This window comes from Allobosea eneae, from assembly GCF_042657265.1.
GTDB lineage: Bacteria > Pseudomonadota > Alphaproteobacteria > Rhizobiales > Beijerinckiaceae > Allobosea > Allobosea eneae.
The window spans coordinates 301,655-325,397 of the sequence record NZ_JBHSLW010000010.1 but is presented as its reverse complement, the minus strand read 5'-3'; the positions used below and the strand labels follow the sequence as shown (position 1 = coordinate 325,397).

Sequence of the window (23,743 nt, the reverse complement as noted above, 5' to 3'; positions counted from 1 at the left end):
GCCATGGTGGCGACACTGCGCGAGAGCATCCGCATCGGCTGCGGCGCCGGTTTCTGGGGCGACAGCCCGGAAGGGCCGCGACAGCTCGTCCGGCAGGGCGGCATCGACTATCTCGTGCTCGACTATCTCGCCGAGATCACCATGTCGATCCTCGCCCGGATGAAGGCGAAGAACCCGGCGCTCGGCTATGCCACCGACTTCGTCTCGCTGGTGATGAAGCCGCTCGCCCGCGAGATCGCCGAGAAGCGCATCCGCGTCGTCACCAATGCCGGCGGCGTCAATCCGGAAGTCTGCCGCGACGCTTTGCTCGCCGCCTTCAAGGAGGTCGGCGTCGGTCTCAAGGTCGCGATCGTCACCGGCGACGACCTCTCGGGCGAGGCCGAGCGGCTGCGCACCCAAGGCATCAGCGAGATGTTCTCAGGCGCGCCCTTCCCCGAACGGACCGCCAGCATCAACGCCTATCTCGGCGCCTTCCCGATCGCGGCGGCGCTGGCAGCCGGCGCCGATGTCGTGGTGACGGGGCGCTGCGTCGACTCGGCCGTGGTTCTCGGCCCGCTGATCCACGAATTCGGCTGGGCGCCTGAGGACTACGACAAACTCTCGGCCGGGAGTCTGGCCGGCCACATCCTCGAATGCGGTGCGCAGGCGACCGGCGGCATCGTCACCGACTGGCGCGAGGTCGCCGGCGACTGGGCCGATATGGGCTTTCCCTTCGCCGATTGCCGGGCCGATGGCAGCTTCGAGATCGGCAAGCCCGAGGGCACCGGCGGGCGCGTCAGCCCTTCGACGATCGCCGAGCAGATCGTCTATGAGGTCGGCGACCCTGCCGCCTATATGCTGCCGGATGTCACTTGCGACTGGTCGCAGGTTAAGCTGGAGACGGCCGGTCCCAATCGCGTGCGGGTCTCCGGCGCGCGCGGGCGGGCGCCGTCGGGCAGCTACAAGGTCAGCGCCACCTATGCCGACGGCTATCGCTGCGCGACAACGATGATGATCGTCGGCGACGATGCGGCCGAGCGGGCCGAAGCGGTCGCGAAGGCGGTTCTCGCGCGCTGCGGCCGCCTGATCCGCGAGGCCGGCTTCCCGGATTTCGCCGAGAGCTCGGTCGAGACGCTCGGCGCCGAGGCGAGCTATGGCGCGCACAGCCGAGCGCGGGCGACGCGCGAGGTCGTACTCAAGATCGGCGTGCGCCACCCCGCCAAGGAGGCGCTGCAGATCTTCGCCCGCGAAATCTACCCGGCCGCAACCGCGATGGCGCAGAGCCTGACCGGCTTCGCCGGCGGCCGGCCCGAGCCGCAGCCGGTGATCAGGCTGTTCTCCTTCCTGATCGACAAAGCCGAGTTGCAGCCGAGGGTGAGCCTCGGCGAGACCAGCCTGCCGGTGCCGGCGCATATTCCTGCAGCGGCCACGGATGCGCCCTCTCCTGCCAGCGCGAACTTGGACGCCCCGGAGGCGCCAACCGGCGAGACTGTCTCCGTCCCGCTCGTCGCCCTCGCCTTCGGCCGCAGCGGCGACAAGGGCGACATCGCCAATATCGGCGTGATCGCGCGCGATGCCGCTTTCCTGCCCTGGCTCCGGCGCGCGCTGACGCCGGAGGCGGTCGGCCAGCATTTCGCCCACCACGTCCAGGGCAGGGTCGAGCGCTTCGACTGGCCGGGTCTGCACGGATTCAACCTGGTGATGCACCGAGCGCTTGGCGGCGGCGGCATCGCCTCGCTGCGCCATGACCCGCAGGGCAAGGCGATGGCCCAGGTGCTGATGAGCCTGCCGGTGCCCGTCCCTGCCGCCTGGCTCGCGTCGGGTGGCCCCCTCCACGGCTCCAAGACCATGGACGACGCATGATGAGCACTCCGCCGTTCCGCAAGGTGCTGATCGCCAATCGCGGCGAGATCGCCTGCCGGGTGATCCGGACCTTGCGCGAGATGGGCATCGCCTCGGTCGCGATCCACCACCCGGTCGAGGCTCGCGCCCGGCATGTGCGCGAGGCGGATCAGGCGATCGAGATTGCGGGCGAGACGCCGGTCGCCGCCCATCTCGACATCGCCCAGATCGTTGACGCTGCCCGCGCCGTCGGGGCCGATGCGATCCATCCCGGCTATGGCTTCCTCTCCGAGAATGCGCGCTTTGCCCGCGCCGTCGCCGAGGCCGGAATCACCTTCATCGGCCCGGATGCCGATACGATCGCTCTGATGGGCGACAAGATCTCGGCGCGCCAGTTCGCGGCCGATCATGGCGTGCCTGTCGCGCCTTCGGTGATGCCGACGCAGGATCTCGCCGAATTCACCCGCCAGGCGACAGAAATCGGCTTCCCGCTGCTGATCAAGGCGGCGGCCGGCGGCGGCGGCAAGGGCATGAGCATCGTGCGCTCGGCCGAGGAGCTGGAAGGCGCGGCCCGCCACGCCGCAAGCGAGGCGCAGCGCTATTTCGGCGACGGGCGCGTCTATGCCGAGCTCTTCGTCGAGCAGCCCCGTCATATCGAGGTCCAGGTCTTGGGCGACGGCAAGGGCGGTGCCATCCACCTGTTCGAGCGCGAATGCTCGGTGCAGCGCCGCTTCCAGAAGATCATCGAGGAGGCGCCGGCGGCGAACCTGCCGGCGGCCTTGCGGGACGAGATCTGCGCCTCGGCGGTCAGGCTCGCGGCGGCGGCACACTATCGCAATGCCGGCACCGTCGAATACATCCTCGGCGCAGACGGCCGCTTCTTCTTCCTGGAGATGAACACGCGCCTGCAGGTCGAGCATCCCGTCACCGAAATGATCACCGGGCTCGACCTCGTACGCCTGCAGATCGAGATCGCTGCCGGGCGCGACCTGCCCTTCGCGCAGGATGACGTCAGCGCCAATGGCCACGCGATCGAATGCCGGATCTGCGCCGAGGATCCCGAACGCGACTTCCTGCCGGAGACCGGCACGATCCTGCACCTCGACGCGCCGCAGGCGGCCTATCTGCGATTCGAGAACGCGCTCGATCGCGGCCAGCGCGTCACCGCCGATTTCGACCCGATGCTGGCCAAGCTCGTCGCCCATGGGCCCGACCGCACCGGCGCGACGCGGCGCAGCATCGCGGCGCTGCACGACCTCGCTCTGCTCGGGGTCAAGACGAATATCGACTATCTCGCCCGCGTGCTCGGCCACCCCGCCTTCGGCGCCGGGGAACTGCACACCGGCTTCGTCACCCAGCACAGGGCGGCGCTCGCCGCCGGCGAACCGAATGATGCGACGCGCGACAAGGTCCTGATCGCCGCGGCGCTCGGCCTGCGCGATTTCCGCGACCTCGTCCTCGGCGTGCCCGAGCCGCACGCCTCGATCGGGCGCTGGAGGAACTGAGCATGGTCCTCAAGCTCGATCTCGCCGGCACCGTGCATCACGTCACCATCCTGGCGCGCCGGCCGCATCTGGTGCTCTCCATCGATGGCCGACGGCATGTCGTCCAAGACCTCGACCAGGTCGGCGACGGCAGCCGGCAATTGACGATGGACGGCGAGCCGATCGCCTTCGCCCGCGCCGGTAGCGCCGACGGCGTCATCGTCCGGCTCGACGGGCGCAGCTTCGCGCTGCGCCGGCTTGATGCGGCGGCCGAAGCCTCGGCAGCCGGCGGCGGTGCCAATGTCGTGCGCGCGCCGATGCCGGGCACGGTCATCGTGGTCCACAAGCGCGTCGGCGATCACGTCCAGCGCGGCGAGACCATCGTCACGATCGAAAGCATGAAGCTGCAGATGAAGCTCGATGCGCCGCGCGACGGCGAGATCGCCGAGATCGCGGCGCGCGAGGGCGAAGGCTTCGACAAGGATGTCGTCCTCGCCCGTCTCGCGGCTCCGGCGGAAGGCTGACCCGATGTCCAGACTGCAATCGTCGATCAACACCGCCTCCGCCGATTTCCGCCGCAACGAAGCGCATAACCGCCGCCTCGTCGCCGAGTTCAAGGCGAAGCAGGACGCGGCTCGCCACGCCCGCCCGCAGCGCGACCTCGACCGGCTCGCCCGCCAGCAGAAGATGCCGCAGCGCAAGCGCATCGAGATGCTGCTCGACCCAGGTACGCCCTTCCTGGAGCTGTCCTCGCTTGCGGCCAACATGGCCTATGGCGGGGAATCGCCCTCGGCCAGCTCGATTGTCGGCATCGGCATGATCTGCGGCCGCGAGGTGATGATCCGCGCCGATGACCCGACGGTGAAGGGCGGCGCCTGGTATCCGCTGACAGTCAAGAAGATCGTCCGCGCCCTCGACATCGCCATGGAGAACCGGCTGCCGGTCGTCCATCTCTGCGATTCCGCCGGCGGCTTCCTGCAGCTCCAGTCAGAGCTGTTTCCGGACCGCTATATGGGCGGGCGGATCTTCCGCAACCAGTCGCTGCTGTCGAAGATGGGCGTGAAGCAGCTCGCCCTCGTCTTCGGTCATTGCACCGCCGGAGGCGCCTATATCCCCGGGCTATCCGACTACAGCGTCATCGTGCGCGGCACCGGCGCGGTCTTCCTGGGCGGCCCGCCGCTGGTGAAGGCGGCGACGGGCGAGGACGTCACGGTCGAGGAGCTCGGCGGGGCCGAGATGCATACCAGCGTCTCCGGCACCTGCGACTACCCCGCCGACAGCGAGGAGCACGCGATCGAGATCGGACGCGACATCGTCGCGCAATGGGACCGGCTGCCGCGCTGGGAAGCGCAGTGCGAGGCGCCGGAGGAGCCGTTCTACGATCCCGCCGAGCTCTACGGGATCGTGCCCGACGACATCAAGAAGGCCTTCGACATGCGCGAGATCATCGCGCGCATCGTCGACGGCAGCCGCTTCCACGAATACAAGCCGAACTATGGCACGACGCTGGTCTGCGGCTTTGCCAATATCTGGGGCTTCAAGGTCGGGATTCTCGCCAACAACGGCGTGCTCTTCAACGATTCCTCGATCAAGGGCGCCCATTTCATTGAGCTCTGCAACCAGAACAACACGCCGCTGGTCTTCCTGCAGAACATCACCGGCTACATGGTCGGGCGCGAATACGAGCGGCGGGGCATCACCAAGGACGGCGCCAAGATGATCATGGCGCAGAGCTGCTCGCGGGTGCCGAAGTTCACGGTGATGTGCAACGGCTCGTTCGGCGCCGGCAATTACGGCATGTGCGGGCGCGCCTTCGACGGGCGCTTCCTGTTCTCCTGGCCGAACCACCAGATCGGCGTGATGGGCGGCGACCAGGCGGCAAACACGCTGGCCGAGGTCAAGGCCAACCAGATGAAGCGCAATGGCGGCGCGGTCGACCAGAGCGAGATCGATCGGCTCTGGGAGGAGACGCGGAGAGCCTATCAGGAGCAGCTCTCGGCCTATCATTCGACCTCGGAACTCTGGGACGACGGCATCATCGACCCGCTCGACACCCGCAATGCGCTCGGCGTGGCGATCTCGGCCTCGCTCAACGCTCCGCTCGGCCCGCCCGGCTACGGCGTCTTCCGGTTCTGATCGATGCCGGGAGCGCTGCGCCTTTATCTCGATTTCGCCTCGCCCTATTCCTATTTCACGCTCCATTCGCTGGCGCGACTGGCCGATGAACATGGCCGAGCGCTGGAGCTGAGGCCGATCCTGCTCTGGGCGGTTTTCAAGCAGCAGGGCGTCGCCAACCCGCTGGAGAAGCCGGCGCGGCGGCGCTATTTTCTCGAGGACGTGACCCGCTCGGCCGAGTTCTTCGGCTTGCCCTTCCGCATTCCAGAGCCACTGCAGATCTCGGCCCATCTCGCCGGTCGGCTCTATCACGCCTGGACCGCGACGCGGCCGCAGGACGGTTTGCGCCTGGCGAGCGAGATTTTCGAGGCCTTCTTCGCCCGAGCCGAGGACATCACCGACCCGGCCGTGCTCGCCGCCCTGCCCTGCCTCTCAGGCGAGACTCCGGAGGCGATCCGCGTCATGATCGACGGACCTAAGGGCCGCCAGCGCCTCAGCGACGCGGTGGAGGAGGCCTGCGCGGCCAACATCACCGGCGTACCCTTCGTGACGCTCGACGGCGAGAGCTTCTTCGGTGCCGATCGCCTGCCGCAGATCGCCTGGCGGCTGCAGCATCCGCGCATGGCGTGAACGGGAGAGTGGGATGAGCGATGACAGGCTCGCCGGGGCGCTCAAGGCGACGCCCTTCATCGATGCGAATGCGCCGACGATCCGCGCCTTTATCGACCGCCATGCCGGCAGCGGGCCGGACCGCTACCGCGCCGTGCGGCTCTATTACGCCGTCCGCGACGCCGTCCCTTATGACCTGCGCTATTTCGGCATCGAGCGCGACATCTTCGTCGCTTCGCGCTGCCTGGAGGCGAAGGGCTCGTTCTGCGTGCCCAAGGCGCTAACGCTAGCGGCGGTCGCCCGCGCCGCCGGCATTCCGGCCAGAGTCGGTTTTGCGGACGTGCGCAACCATCTGGCTTCGCCGCGGATCCTCGAATTGATGGGCAGCGACGTCTTTCGCTGGCACGCATACACGCTGCTCCACATCGAAGGCCATTGGGTCAAGGCGACGCCGGCCTTCGACCTCGCCTTCTGCGCCCGCTTCGGGGTGCAGCCGCTCGATTTCGACGGCAGCACGGATTCGATCTTCCAGCCCTTCGATGCGGCTGGCCGGCAGCACATGGACTATGTGCTCGACCGCGGCGACCATGACGACATGCCATACGAGGCCTTCGGCGAGGCCATGCAGGACGCCTATCCGCGCCTGATCAAGGCGATGGCGGCCGAGCGCGCCGCCCTTGCGGGCAAGGCTCATCCGAAGCCTGCCTCGGAAGCCTGACCGCACTTCCTGCACACTGAGTAAACACCAGCATCGCTTCGACAGCGTTCGCTGACGGCTATCCGGTCTTGCGTTTCATCGCAGGCCGGCGCGTCTGCGTGGCCACCAATCGTTCCCCATCCCGTCTAGCCTGTTCGAGACGATCACCGCGACCACCAATCTCGAGCATATCGGCGACATCATCGACAAGAACCTGCGCGAGCTGGCGGGAAAGACAATCCGCAAGCGCTACCGCTTCTCCGAAGAAGGTCTTGCCGAGATCCGCGACTTCCACGCCCGGGTCAGCCACAGCCTGCAGCTTTTGCTCAATGTGCTCGCCCCGCGCGACGTCACACTCGCCCGCCAGCTCTTCGACGAGCGATGCGCTTGGCCGAACGCATGGCGGCCGAGAAGCATCACGAGCGGCTGCGCAGCGGGGCAACCTCAGTCGTTCGGGACCTCATCGATCCATCTTGACGTGCTGCGCGACCTGACATGCATTCACGGCCACATCATCCCGATCGGCTATCCGATCCTGGAGGCGGCCGACGAACTCAGCGAAACCAGATTGCGCAAGGCCCAAGAGCAGCTGCTTATGAGCGCTCGGGCCTCGCGCTGCCGCGCAAGCCGGCCTGACCCGGCGAGGTTTGGGCTGGCGGCGCCTGCGCTTGACAGCCTAAGGGATTGACCGAGCTTAAGGTCCGAGGCTCGGGGGGATCATGGATCGCATCGACGCGATGAAGGTGTTCATCGCCGCGCTGGACGAGGGCAGTCTCGCCGGGGCGGGACGCCTGCTCGGCCGCTCGCCGGCCGCTGTAAGCCGGGCCGTCGCCTTCCTGGAGCAGCAAGCCGGCGCGCTGCTTTTGCATCGCACGACCCGCTCGATCCGCCTGAGCGAAACCGGCGAGCGCTATGCCGATCTCTGCCGCCGCGTCCTCGCCGATCTGCAGGAGCTCGAAGCGGTCGGCACCGGCGAGCGGACCGCTCCGCGAGGAACGCTGACCATCACGGCGCCGCCGATCAGCGGCGAGGAGATCCTGCGCCCGATCATCGACGCCTTCCTCGAGGCCCATCCGGCGGTCACCGTCAATCTCGTCCTCTTGGTGCGCCTCGCCAACCTGGTCGAGGAAGGCATCGACATCGCCCTGCGCATCGCCGAGCTGCCGGATTCGGCGATGACGGCGGTCCATATCGGCGACGGCGTCAGGCCGGTCATCGTCGCCTCGCCGCGTTATCTCGCCCGGCATCCGCGCATCGACGCGCCGGGCGATCTGCTCAAGCACACCATCATCGCCTGTACCGACTTCGGGCGCGACGCCTGGGTGTTCCCGCCGGCGAAGGGAGGAGCGGTTCCCCGCTCGGTCCAGTTCAAGCCGCGCCTGATCGTCAACAGCGTGCGCGCTGCGCGCGGAGCGGCCATCGACGGCCTCGGCGTCACACGCCTCTACTCCTATCATGTTGCCGACCAGGTCGAGGATGGCTCGCTCCGCCTCCTTCTGCGCAATGCCGAGCCGCCGGCGCGCCCGGTCAACCTGCTGATGCCGGAAGGGCGAAGCGCCGTCCCCAAGGTCCGCGCCTTCCTGGATTTCGCAGTGCCGCCCCTACGCGCCGCTTTTGCCCGATTGTCAGCCGAAGCGCTCGCTCTCGGCGATTGACCTTCGTGTCATTCTTCCTTCGTTCGGAAGAATGACTGCCGATCAGCGGGCCTTCAATCGCTTGTCGGTACGCTCCAAATTCCCCTCACCAGGCCAGATATGGCCATCAGCGGCAAACTTGCTCGCTGACCAGACCGTGAGGAACAACATGAGCAACGAACGGAAGGTCGCCATCGTCACCGGCGCCTCGCAGGGCATCGGCGCGGCGCTGGTCAAGGGTTTCCGCGACCGCAATTATCGCGTCGCCGCGACGTCGCGCTCGATCACCCAGGGCAGCGATCCGGACGTCCTGGCGATCCCCGGCGACATCGCCGATCCCGAAACCGCCGAGCGGGTCGTCCGCGAGGCACTCGCCCGCTTCGGGCGCGTCGACACGCTGCTCAACAATGCCGGCATCTTCATCGCCAAGCCCTTCACCGACTACACGGCCGAAGATTTCCAGGGGAAGATCGCCACCAATCTCGCCGGCTTCTTCCACATCACTCAGCAGGCGGCCCGCGTCATGCTGGCGCAGGGCTCCGGCCACATCGTCAGCATCACCACCAGCCTCACCGACCAAGCCGTCGCGGGCGTCCCGACCGTGCTCGCCAACCTGACCAAGGGCGGCATCAACTCGGCGACCAAGGCGCTCGCCATCGAGTACGCCACTCAGGGCATCCGCGTGAACGCCGTCTCGCCCGGTATCATCAAGACGCCGATGCACGCGCCGCAGAGGCATGAGTTCCTGGCCAATCTGCATCCGGTAAAGCGGTTGGGCGAGGTCAAGGACATCGTCGACGCCGTGCTGTTCCTGGAGGGCGCTTCCTTCGTCACCGGCGAGATCCTGCATGTCGACGGCGGCCAGAGCGCCGGCCACTGACTCACAAGCCGAAGGAGGCTTCCATGCCAATCGTCACCATCCAGGTCACCCGCGAGGGCTCCGGTCCGGGCCGCTCCTCGGTCACCGCCGAGGAGAAGGCGAAGCTGATTGCCGGCGCCAGCCAGCTCCTGCTCGACGTGCTGAACAAGCCGGTCGAGGCGACCTTCGTCGTGATCGAGGAGGTCGAGCTCGACAATTGGGGCTGGGGCGGCCTGCCCGTCCCAGAATACCGCAAGCGACGCGCCACGGACTGAACCAGCTCCCGCCCAATCCTGCACTGCGGTTGGGCTGAGCTTCGCCTTTGAAATCGGCGGGCCGCGGCGGAGATTGTCCGCTGCCCGTTCGGCCGTAGTGAGGAACGATCATGACCAGCCCGGCACAAGCGCGACTGCTCGATCTGTTCGGCATCGAATTGCCGATCATCCAGGGGCCGATGGCCCTCGCCTCGACGCCGGCGATGGCGATCGCCGTCAGCGAAGCCGGAGGTCTCGGCTCGCTGGCCGGCGCGCAGTACAACGAGTCCGGCCTCCGGGCCGCGCTCGACGAGGTACGCGCCGGCACGCGCCGGCCGATCAACGTCAACTTCTTCTGCCATACGCCCCCGGCCGACGATCCGGCTCGGCAGGCGGCCTGGCTGAAGCACCTATCCGGCTACTATGCCGAGGCGGGGCTCGATCCGGACATGCCGAAGACGCCGAGCGGACGCACGCCCTTCGACGCCTCCCTCGCGACCGTGCTCGAGGAGTATCGGCCGGAGGTCGTCAGCTTCCATTTCGGCCTGCCGGCGCCGGAGCTGCTCGACCGCGTCAAGCGCACCGGCGCCAGGATCATCGCCTCCGCCACTACGGTCCCTGAGGCGCGCTGGCTCGCCGAGCGCGGCGTCGACGCGGTCATCGCCATGGGCGCCGAGGCCGGCGGTCATCGCGGCATCTTCCTCAACGACCGGATCTGCGAGCAGGTCGGCACCTTCGCGCTGGTGCCGCAGGTGGTCGATGCGGTCTCCGTGCCGGTCATCGCCGCCGGCGGCGTCACGGACCGGCGCGGGGTGGAGGCTGCGTTCGCGCTCGGGGCAGCGGCCGTCCAGGTCGGCACCGCCTATCTGTTCACGCCAGAGGCGAGCATTTCGCCGATCTACCGCAAGGCGCTCGGCATGCGCGAGCGGCCGACCGCGATCACCAACCTGTTCACCGGCCGGCCGGCGCGCGGCATCGTGAACCGCGCCATGGCGGAGCTCGGCCCGCTCTCCGAACTCGCACCGGCCTTCCCAACTGCCGGCACGGCGCTCGGGCCGCTGCGCAGCGCCGCCGAGGCGGCCGGCCGCGACGACTTCACTTTGCTCTGGGCCGGCCAGTCCTATCCGCTCGCCAAGCCGATGTCGTCAGCGGCGCTGACGCGAATGCTGGCAGGACGGGATCATTGAGAGATCGGCCGGCGGCTGCACGCGGACGTTAAGCCGGTAGCCCAATATGCTCTGATTCGATTGCCGGAGAGGCTGCGCCCCACCGCGCCAGCGCGCTGCGGCCGGCTTCGGTCAAACCGTAGACGCCGCGCTCGGCCTTCTCGAACCAGCCATAGACATTGCGATGCAGGATCTTCTGGGCATCGGGACAGGATGGCTTGAGATCGCGCGGGCGCTGCGGCGCGGCGCTCATCGCCGCCGCGCAGGCGAGCGCCTGCTGGCGATAGGCCGTCATGATCGGGCGGCGCGTGCTGCCGCCGGCAGCAGGATCGCCCTTGCGCCGCCGGTGCTCGTCGACCAGCCGCGAGCGGGCCTTCGGGTTCTTCCGTGGCATCGGTGCTGTTGGCGAGACCAGCACCTCGACGCGGCCAGTGCTGGTGACGCCGAGCAGGCCGAAACCGAGGCGCCGGCAGAGATCGCGGTAGCGCGGATCGCTCTCGCGCCCCTTGCCCCTGGCCGAGAGCTGCGCCGCCAGCCAGATCTCGTCGCCGAGGCGCAGCCGGTCGACGCCCTGCAGGACGAGCTCCAGATTGAAGGCGAGCTTCAGTTCGCCGATCACCACGACCGTGGGATCGCCCTCCCTGAGCCCGACGAGATCGCAGCGGCCGATCTCCCCCTTCACCGCATAGCCGAGTTCTTCGAGGAAGCGTTTGACGGGAGGGTAAAGGGTTGTTTCCAAGCGGCATCCCCTGACGGCTGGCGCGGGACTCTAGCGTCGAGAGGTTTCCGAGAGGCGAACGCTGCAGCCGCGTGGGATCGAAGCCCGCCCCCACGGCCCGACCGGCACCGGCGGCCTCGAAAGCGTCGTGGCCGTCGATCATGTACCTTTGGCGCTGCGGTTCGAGGCGCCGATGTCAGGTGAAAAAATGGCGGAGACGGAGGGATTCGAACCCTCGATACCCTTGTGGGGTATGCTCATTTAGCAAACGAGTGCCTTCAGCCTCTCGGCCACGTCTCCGTTGGAAGGCTCTATGCCCGATCCCAACCCGCTTTGACAAGCCGTCCCGGCGATCGATCGACAGGCTTGGGGCAAATCGGTCCGATCAGGCCGCTTCAACGACCGCCGGCGCCGTCGATGCGCTCGATCCAGGCCATGGCCTCGTCCAGCGTCGGAAAGACCGGGCCCGGCATTGCCGCATCTTCGGCCTCGTTCAGGCCGAAGCGGATGCCATAGCCATCCGCTTCCCGCCGAATCGCGATCAGGGACGGCTTGGCGAGGGGCTTGGTCGTGGCGAAGGTTTCGGCGGCTGGCATTGGGCAGTTCCCGTGCGGTCGGCGGAGACAACGGCCCAGCGCCTGAACGGTTCCCGAACCGCGCGTTCAGGAGAGCGCACCGTCATTGCCAGGAGCGAAGCGACGACGCAATCCAGGGGCTCCAGCGCTCTACGTTTCCTGGATTGCTTCGCTGACGCTCGCAATGACGGGAAGACGACAAAAGGGCCTGCGGCATGCCGCAGGCCCCTTCCCTAGCCTCCTGGAGGCGCGTTCGTCAGTCGGCGGCGACGATTTTGCCGGCGTCCCACTTGTACATGGCGAAGCTCGGCGAGCTCAGATCGCCGGTCTTGCCATAGCTCAGCGTGCCGATCGCGGTCTTGATCTCGAGGCCGGCCTTCAGCGCCTTGGCCACCGCATCGGCCTTGGCGTCCTTGCCGGCCTTCTCGATGCCGGCCTTCAGCACCTCGACGGCAGCGTAGGCGTTGAGCGTGAAGGCCTCCGGCGGGATGCCCTTTTCTTTCAGCACCGCCACGGCCTCGGCCGAGGCCGGGTTCTTCAGCGCGTCGGTCGCGTTGGTGAAGAGCGTGCCGGCCGCGGTGTCGCCGCCGATTGCCCAGAGCTCGGTGTTGGAGAGGCCCTCGCCGCCGATGATCGTCGCCTTGACGCCGGCATCGTGCAGCTGGCGGGCGAGCAGGCCGCCTTCGGGGTGGTAGCCGCCGAAATAGATCACCTCGGCACCGCCCGACTTCAGCCGGGTGATCACCGCCGCGAGGTCCTTGTCGCCCGGGTTCACCGTGAGATAGGCGACCTCGATGACGCCGCCGGCATTGATGCCTTTCTTGAAGGAATCGGCGAGGCCTTTGCCATAGGTGCCCTTGTCGTGAACGATGGCGACCTTCTTGCCCTTCAGGTTCTTCAGGACGTAGGCGGCGGCGACTTCGGCCTGCTGGTCGTCACGGCCGCAGGTGCGGAAGACGTTGGACAGGCCGCGATTTGTCAGGGCCGGCGAGGTCGCGGTGGGGGTCACCATCAGCACGCCGCTCTCGGCGAAGACATCGGAGGCGGCCATGGCGACGCCCGAGGTCACCGGGCCGACGACGAAGCGGACCTTGTCGCCGACCAGAAGGTTGGCGGCAGAGACGCCCTGCTTGGGATCGCCGGCATCGTCGGCGAGCTTCAGGACGACCTTCTCGCCGCCGATGCCGCCCTTCTTGTTGATCGCGTCGACGGCGGCCTGGGCGCCGTTCTTGACCTGGTCGCCATAGGCCGCGACCGGGCCGGTGAGCGGCGCGAGCAGGCCGATGGTGATGTCGGCGCGCGCCGGCGCCCCTGCGAGCAGCGCCGTGGCGAAAGCCGCTCCCATCAGGAATCTGGCTCTGAGCGTCATGTGCGTTTCCTCTCTAGCCTTGCAATCTTTGCGTGCGACCCAATCCGCGGATCGCCTTCGACCTGTATAGGCCAGAGCGAAGCATCGCGGCACTGCGTGGCGCGTTTCTGAGCAGATGCAAAAATGCATGGCAGACATGGCGAGACCGGCTTTCGCCACCGTTGCCAGCCCAACTTGGCACGTGAACACGAAATCGCAGCGACCCGGGCGAGGGCCACTGCGATTTGCTGATTGCGCTCAGCGCGGCCGGGCGCGTCAGTTCCAGTCGTCGATCTTGACGTCGTTCGGGTAAGGCGTCCCCCGGCCGGTTTCAACCAACGATTTCATGCTGAGCAGAAACACGCCCCATTTCGTGCTGCAATGGTGCATGAATTCGACCGGCTCCTTCCAGCCCTCGTGCTTGAAGAGCACGATCGCATAGTCGCCCTCCTGCCGGATATCGAAGCCCACCGACGTGCCGATCCATTCGGCGGGACCGTCGACCACCTGCCAGAGCACGCGCTTGCCCGGCTCCAGGGTGACCACCTTCATATCGAAGAAGCCGCGCTCGCCGAATTGGAAGTGGATGAGCCCGTCGACCTTGCTCTCGCCGCGCGTCTCGTCCGTCCACCAGTGCGACAAGCCATCGATGGTAGCGAGTGCCTTGTAGACGGCCTCGGGGGAAGACTTGACCCCAACTCTGTGCAGGATGTCCGGCATGATGATTTCCTCGTTGTCCGGTGTCGGCGACGAGCCGTCCGGCCGTCGTGAGGAGATGAACTACAGGCGGGGCGGCAGCGAGCGGGAGTGACAAGTTTGGCGGGATTTCGGGTGGCGCCATGGACTCGCTGATCACAGCGGCCGGAAGGGCACTGGCGGCGGGCGATCCCTTCGCCGCGCTCAACCGCGTCGCGCTGCGCGAGGATGCGCCGGCGCTGGCGCTGCGTGGCATCGCCATGGCCCAGCTCGGCGACCTCGCCAGGGCGAAGGTCTTGCTCAAGCGCGCCGGCCAGGCTTTCGGCATGAGGGAACCGTTGGCGCGGGCCCGCTGCATCCTGGCCGAGGCCGAGATCGCCCTGGTCTCGCGCGATCTGTCCTGGCCGGCCAAGGCGCTCGACGCGGCGCGCGCGGTGCTCGAAGCCCATGGCGACCGCCTCAACGCCGCCCATGCCCGCACGATCGAGCTGCGCCGGCTGCTGCTGATCGGCCGGCTTGGCGAGGCCGAGCGCCTGCTCGGCGGCTTCGACGAGGCGCCGCTGCCGCCTGCGCTGGAGGCTGCCCGCGCGCTCGCGACCGGCGGCATCGCGCTGCGGCGTCTGCAGGCGGAGCCGGCCCGCACAGCGTTCGCGCGGGCGGCGGAAGCGGCCGGGCGCGCCCGCATCCCGGCGCTCGCTGCCGAGATCGAGGTTGCGGCACGCGTGCTGGAGGCGCCGGCAGCACGCTTGATCGCGCAGGGCAAGGAGCGCCCGCTGATGCTGGGCGAGGTCGCGACGCTGCTCGCTTCGGAAACCTTCGTCGTCGATGCCTGCCGCAATGTCGTGCGCGAGGCCGGCACGGCCGTGCCGCTCGCCACCCGCCCGGTGCTGTTTTCCCTTGCCCGTACCCTCGCCGAGGCCTGGCCGGCTGATGCCTCGCGCGAGGCGTTGCTGAGGCGCGCTTTCCGGGCGAAGGAGGCGGACGAGTCGCATCGCGCGCGCCTGCGGGTCGAAATCGGCCGGCTGCGCGCCGAACTGCATGGGCTGGCCGAGATCAACGCGACCAAGCGCGGCTTTGCCCTGAAGCCGCATCGGGCGGGCGAGGTCGTCGTGCTGGCACAGCCAGTGGAGGAGCCGCATGCCGACGTGCTCGTCTTGCTGGCCGATGGCGAGGCCTGGTCAAGCTCAGCGCTGGCGCTGGCGCTCGGCACCAGCCAGCGCAACATGCAGCGTGCTCTGGAGACGCTCGCCGAGGCAGGCAAGATCCAGTCCTTCGGCAAGGCGCGGGCGCGGCGCTGGCTGACGCCGCCGGTGCCGGGTTTCCCGACAGCCTTGTTACTCCCGGCCCCGCTGCCGGATGGCTAGACCTCGTCCCGGTCCAACCGAACAGAGGAGTTCACGTCATGACCAGGACAGCTACGATCCTTCGCGAATACGGCCCCTTCCCCGGCGTCGAGGCCGTGCACGGCGTCAGCTATGATGGCAGACAAGTCTGGTTCGCCTCGGGCGACAAGCTCAACAAGCTCGACCCCGAGAGCGGCGAGACCACTCGCAGCCTCGACGTGCCCGCCCATGCCGGCACCGCCTTCGACGGCAAGCACCTGTACCAGATTGCCGAGGACCGCATCCAGAAGGTCGATCCGGAGAGCGGAAAGGTGCTCTCGACCATCCCCGCACCGGCCGGCGGCGCCGATTCCGGCCTCGCCTGGGCGGAAGGCACGCTCTGGGTCGGCCATTACCGCGAGCGCCAGATCCACCAGATCGATCCCGAGACCGGCAAGGTGCTGCGCACGCTGCAATCCAACCGCTTCGTCACCGGCGTGACCTGGAGCGACGGCGAGCTCTGGCACGCGACCTGGGAGGACGACGAGAGCGAGCTCCGCCAGGTCGATCCCGAAAGCGGCAAGGTGCTGAACAGCGTGCACATGCCGCGGGGAACCTTCATCTCCGGGATGGAGGCCGGCGGCGACCGATTCTATTGCGGCGGCGGCAAGAGCGGCGTGGTCAGGGCGGTGGCCCGGCCCTGACGGCCATCGCCAGCGCCATTCCCGCTCAGACCAGTTGCGCCCCCTTCAGCAGGGCCACGAGTTGGCCCTGCCTGGTCGTCCCGGTCTTGCGGAAGATGGCGTCGAGGTGAGTCCGCGCGGTGGATTTCCGGATGCCGCTCTGCGCAGCGGCTTCCTGCAGCGACGACCCGCCAGCCAGCGCCGCCGCGAGCTTGACCTCGGCCGGCGTCAGATCGAACAGGCCCATCAGCACCTGCAGCGACGGCACGAGCCGGCTCGCGCTCACGGTGACGGCGGCGATGAGGGTGGCCGCACCCGAAAAGATGTCGCTCGCCGAGCGCCGCAACGGCACGACATGGACGATCATCGCCGGCCGGTCGGCCTCGGCCGGCACCGGGATCGAACGGGCGGCGGCGGCCTGGTCGCCCTGCGCCGCCATGATCGCCTCCTGCAGCAGCTTGTTGGCGGCCGGGCGAGGAAGGCCGAGGCCGCCGAAGGCAAGCGGAATCAGGGTGTGCGAAACGGTCTCGATCAGGGCATTGCTCGCCATCACCCGCCCCTTGGCAGAGAGCACGGCCGCCGGCACGCCGAGCGCCTGAAGCGCCGCGACCGTCGAGAGCGCCCGCTCCATTCTCAGGCGCGCCGCCAGATAGGCGCTGCGCGCGAAATGAGGATAGAGCCCGTTGAGCTCCCGCGTCAGGCCCGGACCGAAACGCCCGTCCTCCCGCAGCCGATTGAGGATGAAGACGACGAGCTCCCCGGTGGGCATCGGGATGATCGTACCGACCTGCTGATCGAGGCCCAGCGCGTGCGCGAGCTCCAGGGTCCCGTCGCCGAGGATCTCCGGTGGGAAATACGCGTCCGCGACGACGAAGCCGCTGAGCGGGTTGCCAAAGAAGAACGGGATGCGGCCATCCTCCTTCCAGCGGCCGGCTTGCGACACCTGCGCCCAGAGCTCGGCCGAACGGCCGGTGGCGAGACTTCTGATCGGCCGGATATTGTCGAACACCATCATCGCGCCGGAATCGGCGCCGCTGTGCAGGCTGATCCGGTCGATGACGCGCGGCCATCGCTCCGGATCGAAGGCGGCCTCATAGATGTCGTCGGCAACGTCCTTGAGCATAGACCAGCGCCGGCGCCCTTCATGGCGATGAAGCCGTAACGCATTCAACGACGAATTGGTTCAGGCAGACAAGTCCGGCCGGCTCGTCGCCGAAGCGGATACCGAGCTGGAGCGGCGATCTGCGCTCTATCGAACCACGCGCCCGCGCAGCCGCGCTCCGTTCGGCAAACGGCAGAAACACGCCGCATTGGCCCGCGCCCGGCTTGGCGCGACGCAGGTCCGGCGCGGGGTCTTGCAATAGGCGACGATGGCTCGCCGGGGTGCAGGATCTTCGACCGCCCCGTAGCGCGGCATGGTGATCGGGTTCGACGAGCGCGGCGCGCCCCGCGGCGTGCCGCCATAGTCAACGGGCGGGCCGGCGCCGGGCAGGCCGCCGGGTCCCGGCGCGTGCAGCCTGATGTCGGGTGTGCTGTCGAAGATCGAGGGCGGACCCAAGCCCTGGCGCGGCCCGCCCGGCGCCAGCGGCGCATTGCCCGGCGTGCCGATCTGGGCTGCGGCGGGAGCCACCAGCACCAGCATGCCCAGCGCGGCCGACATCATTGCACGTACCATCATCGCTTGCCCTCGCCCTCCCGCCCGCACGGGCACTTTGCCGGATGCCACGCCATGCTGGGAGTGGCGCAGCGCAACCCGGCGCATCAGCCGGTTTCCTCCGCGCCGCCTCCATCCCCGGATGGCTTCGGCCGCCCGGCCCGACGCTCGATCGAATGGTCGAGGAACAGGAGCCCGACGGCAAGCAGCGTCGCCGAGAAGACGATGGCATAGTCGCCGAGTCCGGCGGCGCAGCCGAGCGCCGCGGTGACCCAGATCGCCGCCGCCGTGGTCAGCCCCTCTGGCGTGCGGCGGCCCTTGCGCAGCACGATGACGCCGGCGCCCAGGAAGCCGATGCCGGTGACCAGCCCCTGGACGACGCGGCTGGCGGCGTCGATCTGGTCCGCGCCGCTGAAGATGGTCGCGGCCGCAGCGGTGCCGAGGCCGACGAGCCCGAAAGTGCGGATGCCGGCGGCGCGCTGCCTGTTGGTGCGCTCCCAACCGACGCCGATGCCGGCCGCCATTCCCGCCAGCAGGCGCAGCAGAAGGTCGATCTCGGCCCAGATATCGATGCTCAGCCCGCCGAGACCCAGCTCTTCGAAGCTCATGGCGCCCTCCCCGCAGCGATTGCCCTTCGGGCGTGAACGCGCGAGGAAGCGCAGTGTTGCCGCGCCGTCGGCGCGGCCGCGTTCGCCCGGTCGCCGCGAGGCCCGAGAGATGCCCTATACCGACCCGCTCGAATCGCTGCTGCAACGCGAGGAGGATCTGCGCCATGAGATCGCCAGGCGCCTCGTCGAGGAAGCCGGCGCCCCGCCGCCGCCCACCCTGTCAGCCAAACACCTCGCCGCGGCCGACGCGGCGATCGCAGCCTGGGAGGAGCAAGGCGAGGAAGAGTGGGATCAGCGGGCGTTCAGGCCGATCGGGCCGCTGCAGGCGTTGCTGGCCGAGCATTGGGAAATCGTGGAGCGGATTGTCGATGAGCGGGATCGGAGGCTAGGTTAATAGGCCGAAATTGGAAGGCGATGGGCCAGGGCTACGAGGCCGACTAAGAACGTTGCGTGCGCAACCCGAACGTGCATCAACTACAGTAACTTTACGTCGCGCCAGATCGGGAGTTGGCCGAATGCCTGCGGATGAGCAACACCGCTTCGGAGGGCGGCATACAGACGAGAAGCTCGATCGGCTGCAAGCCTATATGAGTGCGTATACAACTGCCTTGCGAGAGAAGGGCTTCGTTCTGGTCTATATCGACGCATTTGCTGGTTCAGGCACGAGGGTGGAGACGAAGCCAACTCTTCCGCTTTTTGAGGTCGATGACGGTGATCCGGAAACAATAACACTACCTGGATCTGCAAAACGAGCCTTCGAAACAAAACCTCCATTTGGAGGTTTCGTTTTAATTGAGAAAGATCCAGGTCGGTTTGCAGCTCTCGAACGCCTTTCTACCGAGTATCCCGAGCATCGCGTTGTTTTAGAGAACGGTGACGCAAACGCAGTCGTTCAACGGCTATGTCGCAACACACCGTGGCAAGGCTCCCACAAGAGCCCACCCATTCGCGGCCTGCTATTTCTCGATCCTTATGGAATGGAAGTGAGCTGGGAGACCATCGAGGCTGTCGCGCGAACAGAGGCAATCGATATGTGGTGCTTCTTTCCCCTGATGGGCTTGTATCGACAAGCAGCGCGTGAGCCCGCCGCAATCGACGATAGAAAACGAGCCAAGCTGAACTCGGTACTCGGGACCGATGAATGGCAACACGAATGGTACAAACCCGCAGCACCTTCGAGTAATCTCTTGGGTTTAATGGACGACGACGCCGCTCGTGTAAGAACGGCCGATGTGAACGCGATCGAAGCGTATGTCCAGAAGCGTCTGGAAAGCGTCTTCAAGGGGGTTGTGCTACCTCCGCGACGCATTACCGGCTCACGAGGGCACGCGCTTGCTTCATTGTTTTTTGCTACCGCGAACCCTGCGCCGAAAGCAGTAGCCCTTGCAAAGAAAATCGCTAGTCACGTTCTCAACTCTGGCAACTCATCCCATTGGCGGCCGCGATAGGTTCGGCCAGCGCGCTTCTTCTGCACACCTCCCCATTGTTTGAAGAAGAATGCTGCGCCGTGCTGCCGGCATGCGGCCTCAATCTCATCAACCCATTTGGGCTCCATTGGGCGAGAGCGCGGGCCACTCTCGCCACCAACAATTGCCCAAGCAATGCTATGGAGATTTGCCCCAGCTACTGAGCCGATCAGCGGCTCAAAGGAAACAAAGCGGATCGCGGCTGGCACACGGCGCAAGTCGCTGAGCCTACCGAGAACTCGGGCGTCCTCAACGCTCGTTCCAAGCCAAACATTTGGCAAGACACTCAATGCTCTGTCAGAAAGAACCTCCGCCATGCGTTCAGGCCGTTTGGTGAGGACCTGAAATGTATGCTGTGGCGTTGCAGCCATCGTCTCCCATACGCGGCGGATAAACTCGACGGGCACGTCCTCGTGGAACAGGTCCGACATGCTGTTCACAAAAATGCGTCGTGGCTTGTGCCACTTGCGAGGCAACCCAAGAGATCCCTCGTCAAGGTAGAGCCGTCCGGTCCAAATGCGTCGGTTGCCGCTTTCTCTAGTCAGACCATCATACTTTTTGACGCCCATTGCCTCCAAACGGGCGGCCATTCGCATGGCGTAGCAGTTTGTGCAACCGGCGGTCACTACAGAGCACCCGGCAACCGGGTTCCATGTCGCGTCTGTCCATTCGATTGTCGTCTCAGCCATGAAAGCGCTCCATCGCGCCCGGCACTGCTCCGAAGCAGCAATTGCTGCGTCATCCTAAAGAGCGCCGGCGTCTGAGTTTCTAGAATTTCAGATCAAGACGCGCCTCAGGATCATAAGCAACGCAATGATGAAAGAATGGTGCCCAGGGGCGGAATCGAACCACCGACACTGCGATTTTCAGTCGCATGCTCTACCAACTGAGCTACCTGGGCATTCCCGCGAAGCGCGCTGCGCTTCGGTTGGTGCGAGGCGATATAGAGGCATGGGCGCGGGCTGTCCAGCCGACAAACGATCCTGCCGGTGGGAAAATTTCATCCGGCCCCGCCAGGGCGTGAAAACCCCAGCCAAGACGGCCCATTTGCCGCGCCCGGCGCTAATGTCGCGTCGGCCGGGCCGGCAGCGAGCACGATGGCAGCGCCGATGCTGACAAGCCCTGGAACCAAAGCGCGGTAGTCGGGTTGATGCGGCGGCGCCAGTGATGGCGCCGTGCCTACCGCCGATCTGGAGCAAGCCGCGGATGTACCGGCAGTTCGATCGCGCGGGAGGCGGAATTCAGGGCGATGAGCCCACCGAAAAGTCCTGACCCGTCGCGCGGCCGGTCAGCGAATGGCCCGGCGTCCTCCCGACAGGGAAACGCCGGGCCTTTCCATGTCCGGGCTCCCATCGTCATTGCGAGCGTAAGCGAAGCAATCCAGGGGCGGCCGAGCTCTACGTACCCTGGATTGCTTCGTCGCCTTGCTCCTCGCTATGACGGTGCTTGATCGGCCTCAGCCGTCCTCGTCGCGCCGCATCGGCGCGTCCTCGGTCTCCTCCAGCGGCTCGCCCGGAATCACGTAGTTGCCCTTGAGCCAGCGGCCGAGGTCGATGTCGGCGCAGCGGGCCGAGCAGAACGGCTTGAAGCGCTGCACAGCAGGCTTGCCGCAGATCGGGCAAGGCCGCGACGGTTTCGGATTCTCGGGTTGTTCAGGCGCCATATTGCAAGGTCACTCCGCCATCGACTGGTAGCTCGATGCCGGTGACATAGCGCGCCTCATCGCTCGCAAGGAAGAGCGCCGCCCAGGCGACGTCCCAGGCCTCGCCCATATGGCCCATGGGGACTTGACGGTCCCGCGCCGCCCACATCGCCGCGACGTCGCCCTTGCCATAGGTCTGGGCGAGCCCGGCGGAATGCTCGACCATCGGCGTCTTCATCAAGCCGGGTAGCACGGCGTTCACCCGGATCTTCTCGGGCGCGTATTGCGCTGCCGTCGTGCGGGTGAGCTGGTTCATCGCCGCCTTGCTGGCGCCATAGCTGGCATAGGGCACGCCGGTGTGGCGGATCGAGGCGATCGAGGAGATGTTGATGATCGAGCCGCCCTGCCCGCTCTGCGCAAACTGGCGCTGCATCACCGGGATGACGTGCTTCATCGCCAGGAAGCAGCCGGCCAGGTTGACCCTGAAGACGCGCTCCCAGGTCTCCAGCGGCAGGTCGACGACGCTGCCGACCTCGGCGATGCCGACATTGTTGTCGAGCACGTCGATGCGGCCATAGGCCTTGAGAGTCGCCGCGACGAGCGCGGCGAGATCATCCTCGCTGGTGACGTCGGTGCGGATCGCGAAGGCCTCGCCGCCCTCGCTGGCGATGATGCTCGCTGTCTCCTCAGCGGCCTCGAGATTGCGGTCGGCGCAGACGACCTTGGCGCCTTCGCGGGCGAACACGGTCGCGGTCGCCTTGCCATTGCCCCAGCCCGGACCGATCGAGCCAGCGCCCGCGACGATCGCGACCTTGCCTTCGAGACGTTTCGTCATGGCGATGTTCCCTGCCCTGCGCACCTGCTTGGTGTTGGCGCCACCATCGGCACTCGCGGCAGCCGGAGCAAGCGCATGGCATGCAAGCCGGCATGCGCTCCGGAAGCGCTCAGGCAAGCTGCGCGGCTGCGAGCGCGATCACTGTGGTGAGGCCGACGACCAGCGCGAACCAGGGCCAGAGCGAGCGCAGCGCCTGTCCGGTCTCGCCCGTCGTCGCCTTGATCAGGACCTGGCCCATGGTGACGCGGACCGGGCTGACGGCGGTGAGCAGGCTGCCGGCGACGACTGCAGCGGCGATCACCAGAAGCCGCGCCTCGCCGGCCGGGACGAGCGCCGTGGCGAGCGGCATCGAGACGGCGCCGGCGCCCGTATTCGAGCCGGTGAGATAGCCGCCGAGCGCACCCGCCACCGGGACGATGCCGGCCGCCCAGGAGCCGAGCACGGCGCTGACGGCAAGGCCGATGCCGCCGGCGAGGCCGGAGCCGACCATGATCCAGGCCATGCCGACGAGCAGGAAGGTCAGCAACGCGGCGCGGCCGGCGCGCTGCAGCGTCAGCTTCATCAGGGCCGTCGCCTGCTTGGCCCCGCCGCGGCGCAGGGCGACCACGAGCGCAATGATGAGCAGTGGCAGGGCCGGCGAGAGCAGCGGCGCGAAGGCCGAAGCGTCGGCGAACGGCTTGAAGGACGGATGCTCGAGCCGGTCATGGACCGCCGGCAGCAGCCGCATCAGCGCCAGTGCGACGACGAGCGCGATATAGGGCGCAAGGCGGACAAGCAGCGCCCGGTCGACCCCGGCCCAGCCCTTCACGCGCAGGAAGCGCAGCAGCATCACGGGAGCCAGCGCCGCAATCGCGGCGAGCTCCAGCGGCAGCGTGAGATTCGCGGCGACGAGCAGGGCCATCAGCAATGCGATCAGGCCGGCCCATTCGAGGCGGTCGGCGAGCGCCGGCGACAGCCCGGCCTGCCGCGACAAGCGCCAGAACAGCGGCAGCAGCAGCGCGACGAGCAGCGCTGTCACGACCGCGATCCGCCAGATCAGCGCCGTGAGCGAGACGCCGGCGATGTCGGCGCTGATCCTGGTGCCGATGCCGAGCGCGCCCCAGGGCACCAGGATCTGGCTGAAGGTGGCGAGCGCCAGTGCCGGCGCCTTGTCGACGCCGAGCTTTCGAGCGCCGGAGACGGCGACGACATAGCCGACGCCGAAGCCGGTGGTGGTCTCCAGAAAGGGTCCGCGCAGCAGGCAAACCTCGGCGAGCGAGCCATGCTCCGGCTGAACCAGGCCGTCATCACCGCCCGCCTTCTCCAGGCTGAGCGAGAAGGCGAGCCCGGCGACGATGACGAGCGTTGCCGGCAGGCCGATCCAGGCGCCGGCGGCAAAATGCCGGGCAATCGCAGCGGCGTCCGGATGGTTGGGACCGGCGAGATAGGCGACGATGGCGGCGCAGATCGTGCCGAAGATACCGGCGGTCAGCGCCGAGCGGCCGGACAGGATCAGCCCGAGGAACAGGATGAGCGGCGAGAGCCAGATCAGGATCATGGCAGCCCGGCGCCGCTGGG

At 67.4% G+C, this 23,743-nt stretch carries 27 protein-coding genes and 2 tRNA genes; 15 read left to right on the top strand and 14 right to left on the bottom strand.

Features of this window, described 5'->3' with window-relative positions:
• Nucleotides 1-3: 3 nt before the first annotated feature.
• Genes ACFPOB_RS09820 through ACFPOB_RS09795 form a run of 6 tightly spaced genes read left to right on the top strand, consistent with a single transcriptional unit; the run spans nucleotide 4 to nucleotide 6,747 of the window.
• Complete coding sequence (locus tag ACFPOB_RS09820; protein WP_377797952.1) at nucleotides 4-1,842, top strand: acyclic terpene utilization AtuA family protein; 1,839 nt, start codon at nucleotides 4-6, stop codon at nucleotides 1,840-1,842.
• The gene (locus ACFPOB_RS09815; RefSeq protein ID WP_377797877.1) at nucleotides 1,842-3,326 is read left to right on the top strand and encodes an acetyl-CoA carboxylase biotin carboxylase subunit; all 1,485 of its coding nucleotides are present in this window, start codon (nucleotides 1,842-1,844) and stop codon (nucleotides 3,324-3,326) included. Before ACFPOB_RS09820 ends, ACFPOB_RS09815 begins: the two co-directional genes overlap by 1 nt.
• A 2-nt stretch (nucleotides 3,327-3,328) precedes the next feature.
• Nucleotides 3,329-3,829 carry an acyl-CoA carboxylase biotin carboxyl carrier protein subunit gene (locus ACFPOB_RS09810; protein ID WP_377797876.1) on the top strand — a complete coding sequence of 167 codons (501 nt, stop codon included), beginning with the start codon at nucleotides 3,329-3,331 and terminating at the stop codon, nucleotides 3,827-3,829.
• 4 nt (nucleotides 3,830-3,833) lie between these two features.
• Nucleotides 3,834-5,441: an acyl-CoA carboxylase subunit beta gene (locus ACFPOB_RS09805; protein ID WP_377797874.1), complete on the top strand. Its 1,608-nt coding sequence runs from the start codon at nucleotides 3,834-3,836 to the stop codon at nucleotides 5,439-5,441.
• A 3-nt stretch (nucleotides 5,442-5,444) separates the two neighbouring features.
• Nucleotides 5,445-6,050: a 2-hydroxychromene-2-carboxylate isomerase gene (locus tag ACFPOB_RS09800; protein ID WP_377797872.1), complete on the top strand. Its 606-nt coding sequence runs from the start codon at nucleotides 5,445-5,447 to the stop codon at nucleotides 6,048-6,050.
• Between the two features lie 13 nt (nucleotides 6,051-6,063).
• Complete coding sequence (locus tag ACFPOB_RS09795; RefSeq protein WP_377797870.1) at nucleotides 6,064-6,747, top strand: transglutaminase-like domain-containing protein; 684 nt, start codon at nucleotides 6,064-6,066, stop codon at nucleotides 6,745-6,747.
• A gap of 58 nt (nucleotides 6,748-6,805) precedes the next feature.
• On the opposite strand, the gene ACFPOB_RS09790 is transcribed toward ACFPOB_RS09795, so the two are convergent.
• On the bottom strand, nucleotides 6,806-7,021 hold the full coding sequence (locus ACFPOB_RS09790; RefSeq protein ID WP_377797868.1) for a hypothetical protein: 216 nt from the start codon (nucleotides 7,019-7,021) through the stop codon (nucleotides 6,806-6,808).
• 27 nt (nucleotides 7,022-7,048) lie between these two features.
• Here ACFPOB_RS09790 and ACFPOB_RS09785 point away from each other — a divergent pair, with 27 nt between their 5' ends.
• The 5 genes from ACFPOB_RS09785 (at nucleotide 7,049) to ACFPOB_RS09765 (ending at nucleotide 10,660) form a co-directional block, all read left to right on the top strand.
• On the top strand, nucleotides 7,049-7,414 hold the full coding sequence (locus tag ACFPOB_RS09785; protein WP_377797866.1) for a hypothetical protein: 366 nt from the start codon (nucleotides 7,049-7,051) through the stop codon (nucleotides 7,412-7,414).
• A gap of 31 nt (nucleotides 7,415-7,445) precedes the next feature.
• Nucleotides 7,446-8,381, top strand: a complete 936-nt coding sequence (locus ACFPOB_RS09780; protein ID WP_377797864.1) for a LysR family transcriptional regulator — start codon at nucleotides 7,446-7,448, stop codon at nucleotides 8,379-8,381.
• Between the two features lie 148 nt (nucleotides 8,382-8,529).
• The gene (locus ACFPOB_RS09775; protein WP_377797862.1) at nucleotides 8,530-9,240 is read left to right on the top strand and encodes an SDR family NAD(P)-dependent oxidoreductase; all 711 of its coding nucleotides are present in this window, start codon (nucleotides 8,530-8,532) and stop codon (nucleotides 9,238-9,240) included.
• Nucleotides 9,241-9,263: 23 nt separating this feature from the next.
• A complete protein-coding gene (locus tag ACFPOB_RS09770; protein WP_377797861.1) occupies nucleotides 9,264-9,494 on the top strand; it encodes a tautomerase family protein in 231 nt (76 codons plus the stop codon).
• Between the two features lie 110 nt (nucleotides 9,495-9,604).
• A complete protein-coding gene (locus ACFPOB_RS09765; RefSeq protein ID WP_377797859.1) occupies nucleotides 9,605-10,660 on the top strand; it encodes an NAD(P)H-dependent flavin oxidoreductase in 1,056 nt (351 codons plus the stop codon).
• Between the two features lie 28 nt (nucleotides 10,661-10,688).
• Here ACFPOB_RS09765 and ACFPOB_RS09760 read toward each other — a convergent pair whose 3' ends face one another.
• The 5 genes from ACFPOB_RS09760 to ACFPOB_RS09740 form a co-directional block, all read right to left on the bottom strand.
• Complete coding sequence (locus ACFPOB_RS09760) at nucleotides 10,689-11,378, bottom strand: DUF2161 domain-containing phosphodiesterase (protein WP_377797857.1); 690 nt, start codon at nucleotides 11,376-11,378, stop codon at nucleotides 10,689-10,691.
• 188 nt (nucleotides 11,379-11,566) lie between these two features.
• Nucleotides 11,567-11,657 (bottom strand) — tRNA-Ser (locus tag ACFPOB_RS09755).
• Nucleotides 11,658-11,752: 95 nt separating this feature from the next.
• Nucleotides 11,753-11,953, bottom strand: a complete 201-nt coding sequence (locus tag ACFPOB_RS09750) for a hypothetical protein (protein WP_377797855.1) — start codon at nucleotides 11,951-11,953, stop codon at nucleotides 11,753-11,755.
• A gap of 235 nt (nucleotides 11,954-12,188) precedes the next feature.
• On the bottom strand, nucleotides 12,189-13,277 hold the full coding sequence (locus tag ACFPOB_RS09745) for a branched-chain amino acid ABC transporter substrate-binding protein (protein WP_377797951.1): 1,089 nt from the start codon (nucleotides 13,275-13,277) through the stop codon (nucleotides 12,189-12,191).
• Nucleotides 13,278-13,556: 279 nt separating this feature from the next.
• On the bottom strand, nucleotides 13,557-14,000 hold the full coding sequence (locus tag ACFPOB_RS09740) for an SRPBCC family protein (RefSeq protein WP_377797853.1): 444 nt from the start codon (nucleotides 13,998-14,000) through the stop codon (nucleotides 13,557-13,559).
• Between the two features lie 119 nt (nucleotides 14,001-14,119).
• Here ACFPOB_RS09740 and ACFPOB_RS09735 point away from each other — a divergent pair, with 119 nt between their 5' ends.
• Together ACFPOB_RS09735 and ACFPOB_RS09730 are read left to right on the top strand one after the other, a co-directional pair.
• A complete protein-coding gene (locus ACFPOB_RS09735) occupies nucleotides 14,120-15,340 on the top strand; it encodes a helix-turn-helix domain-containing protein (protein WP_377797851.1) in 1,221 nt (406 codons plus the stop codon).
• 38 nt (nucleotides 15,341-15,378) lie between these two features.
• Entirely contained in the window at nucleotides 15,379-16,002 is a 624-nt protein-coding gene (locus ACFPOB_RS09730) for a Vgb family protein (protein ID WP_377797850.1), read from the top strand.
• A gap of 25 nt (nucleotides 16,003-16,027) precedes the next feature.
• Here ACFPOB_RS09730 and ACFPOB_RS09725 read toward each other — a convergent pair whose 3' ends face one another.
• From ACFPOB_RS09725 to ACFPOB_RS09715, 3 genes are all read right to left on the bottom strand, one after another.
• Complete coding sequence (locus tag ACFPOB_RS09725; RefSeq protein WP_377797848.1) at nucleotides 16,028-17,104, bottom strand: helix-turn-helix transcriptional regulator; 1,077 nt, start codon at nucleotides 17,102-17,104, stop codon at nucleotides 16,028-16,030.
• A 126-nt stretch (nucleotides 17,105-17,230) separates the two neighbouring features.
• Nucleotides 17,231-17,659: a hypothetical protein gene (locus ACFPOB_RS09720; protein ID WP_377797846.1), complete on the bottom strand. Its 429-nt coding sequence runs from the start codon at nucleotides 17,657-17,659 to the stop codon at nucleotides 17,231-17,233.
• An 83-nt stretch (nucleotides 17,660-17,742) separates the two neighbouring features.
• A complete protein-coding gene (locus ACFPOB_RS09715; protein WP_377797844.1) occupies nucleotides 17,743-18,243 on the bottom strand; it encodes an MgtC/SapB family protein in 501 nt (166 codons plus the stop codon).
• A 109-nt stretch (nucleotides 18,244-18,352) separates the two neighbouring features.
• On the opposite strand from ACFPOB_RS09715, the gene ACFPOB_RS09710 reads away from it, so the two are divergent.
• Complete coding sequence (locus tag ACFPOB_RS09710) at nucleotides 18,353-18,637, top strand: hypothetical protein (protein WP_377797842.1); 285 nt, start codon at nucleotides 18,353-18,355, stop codon at nucleotides 18,635-18,637.
• A 121-nt stretch (nucleotides 18,638-18,758) separates the two neighbouring features.
• Nucleotides 18,759-19,691: a three-Cys-motif partner protein TcmP gene (locus ACFPOB_RS09705; protein ID WP_377797840.1), complete on the top strand. Its 933-nt coding sequence runs from the start codon at nucleotides 18,759-18,761 to the stop codon at nucleotides 19,689-19,691.
• On the opposite strand, the gene ACFPOB_RS09700 is transcribed toward ACFPOB_RS09705, so the two are convergent.
• The 5 genes from ACFPOB_RS09700 to ACFPOB_RS09680 form a co-directional block, all read right to left on the bottom strand.
• Nucleotides 19,646-20,398, bottom strand: coding sequence for a DUF5131 family protein (locus ACFPOB_RS09700; RefSeq protein ID WP_377797838.1), 753 nt, complete (start codon nucleotides 20,396-20,398; stop codon nucleotides 19,646-19,648). The genes ACFPOB_RS09705 and ACFPOB_RS09700 overlap by 46 nt on opposite strands.
• A gap of 136 nt (nucleotides 20,399-20,534) precedes the next feature.
• A tRNA-Phe gene (locus tag ACFPOB_RS09695) sits at nucleotides 20,535-20,610 on the bottom strand.
• Nucleotides 20,611-21,165: 555 nt separating this feature from the next.
• Entirely contained in the window at nucleotides 21,166-21,372 is a 207-nt protein-coding gene (gene yacG / locus ACFPOB_RS09690) for a DNA gyrase inhibitor YacG (protein WP_377797837.1), read from the bottom strand.
• Nucleotides 21,362-22,186 (bottom strand): SDR family NAD(P)-dependent oxidoreductase, encoded by an 825-nt coding sequence (locus ACFPOB_RS09685; RefSeq protein ID WP_377797835.1) that lies wholly within the window; start codon nucleotides 22,184-22,186, stop codon nucleotides 21,362-21,364. The genes yacG and ACFPOB_RS09685 overlap by 11 nt, the downstream gene beginning before the upstream one ends.
• Nucleotides 22,187-22,295: 109 nt before the next feature.
• Complete coding sequence (locus ACFPOB_RS09680; protein WP_377797832.1) at nucleotides 22,296-23,723, bottom strand: L-lactate permease; 1,428 nt, start codon at nucleotides 23,721-23,723, stop codon at nucleotides 22,296-22,298.
• Nucleotides 23,724-23,743 lie beyond the last annotated feature (20 nt).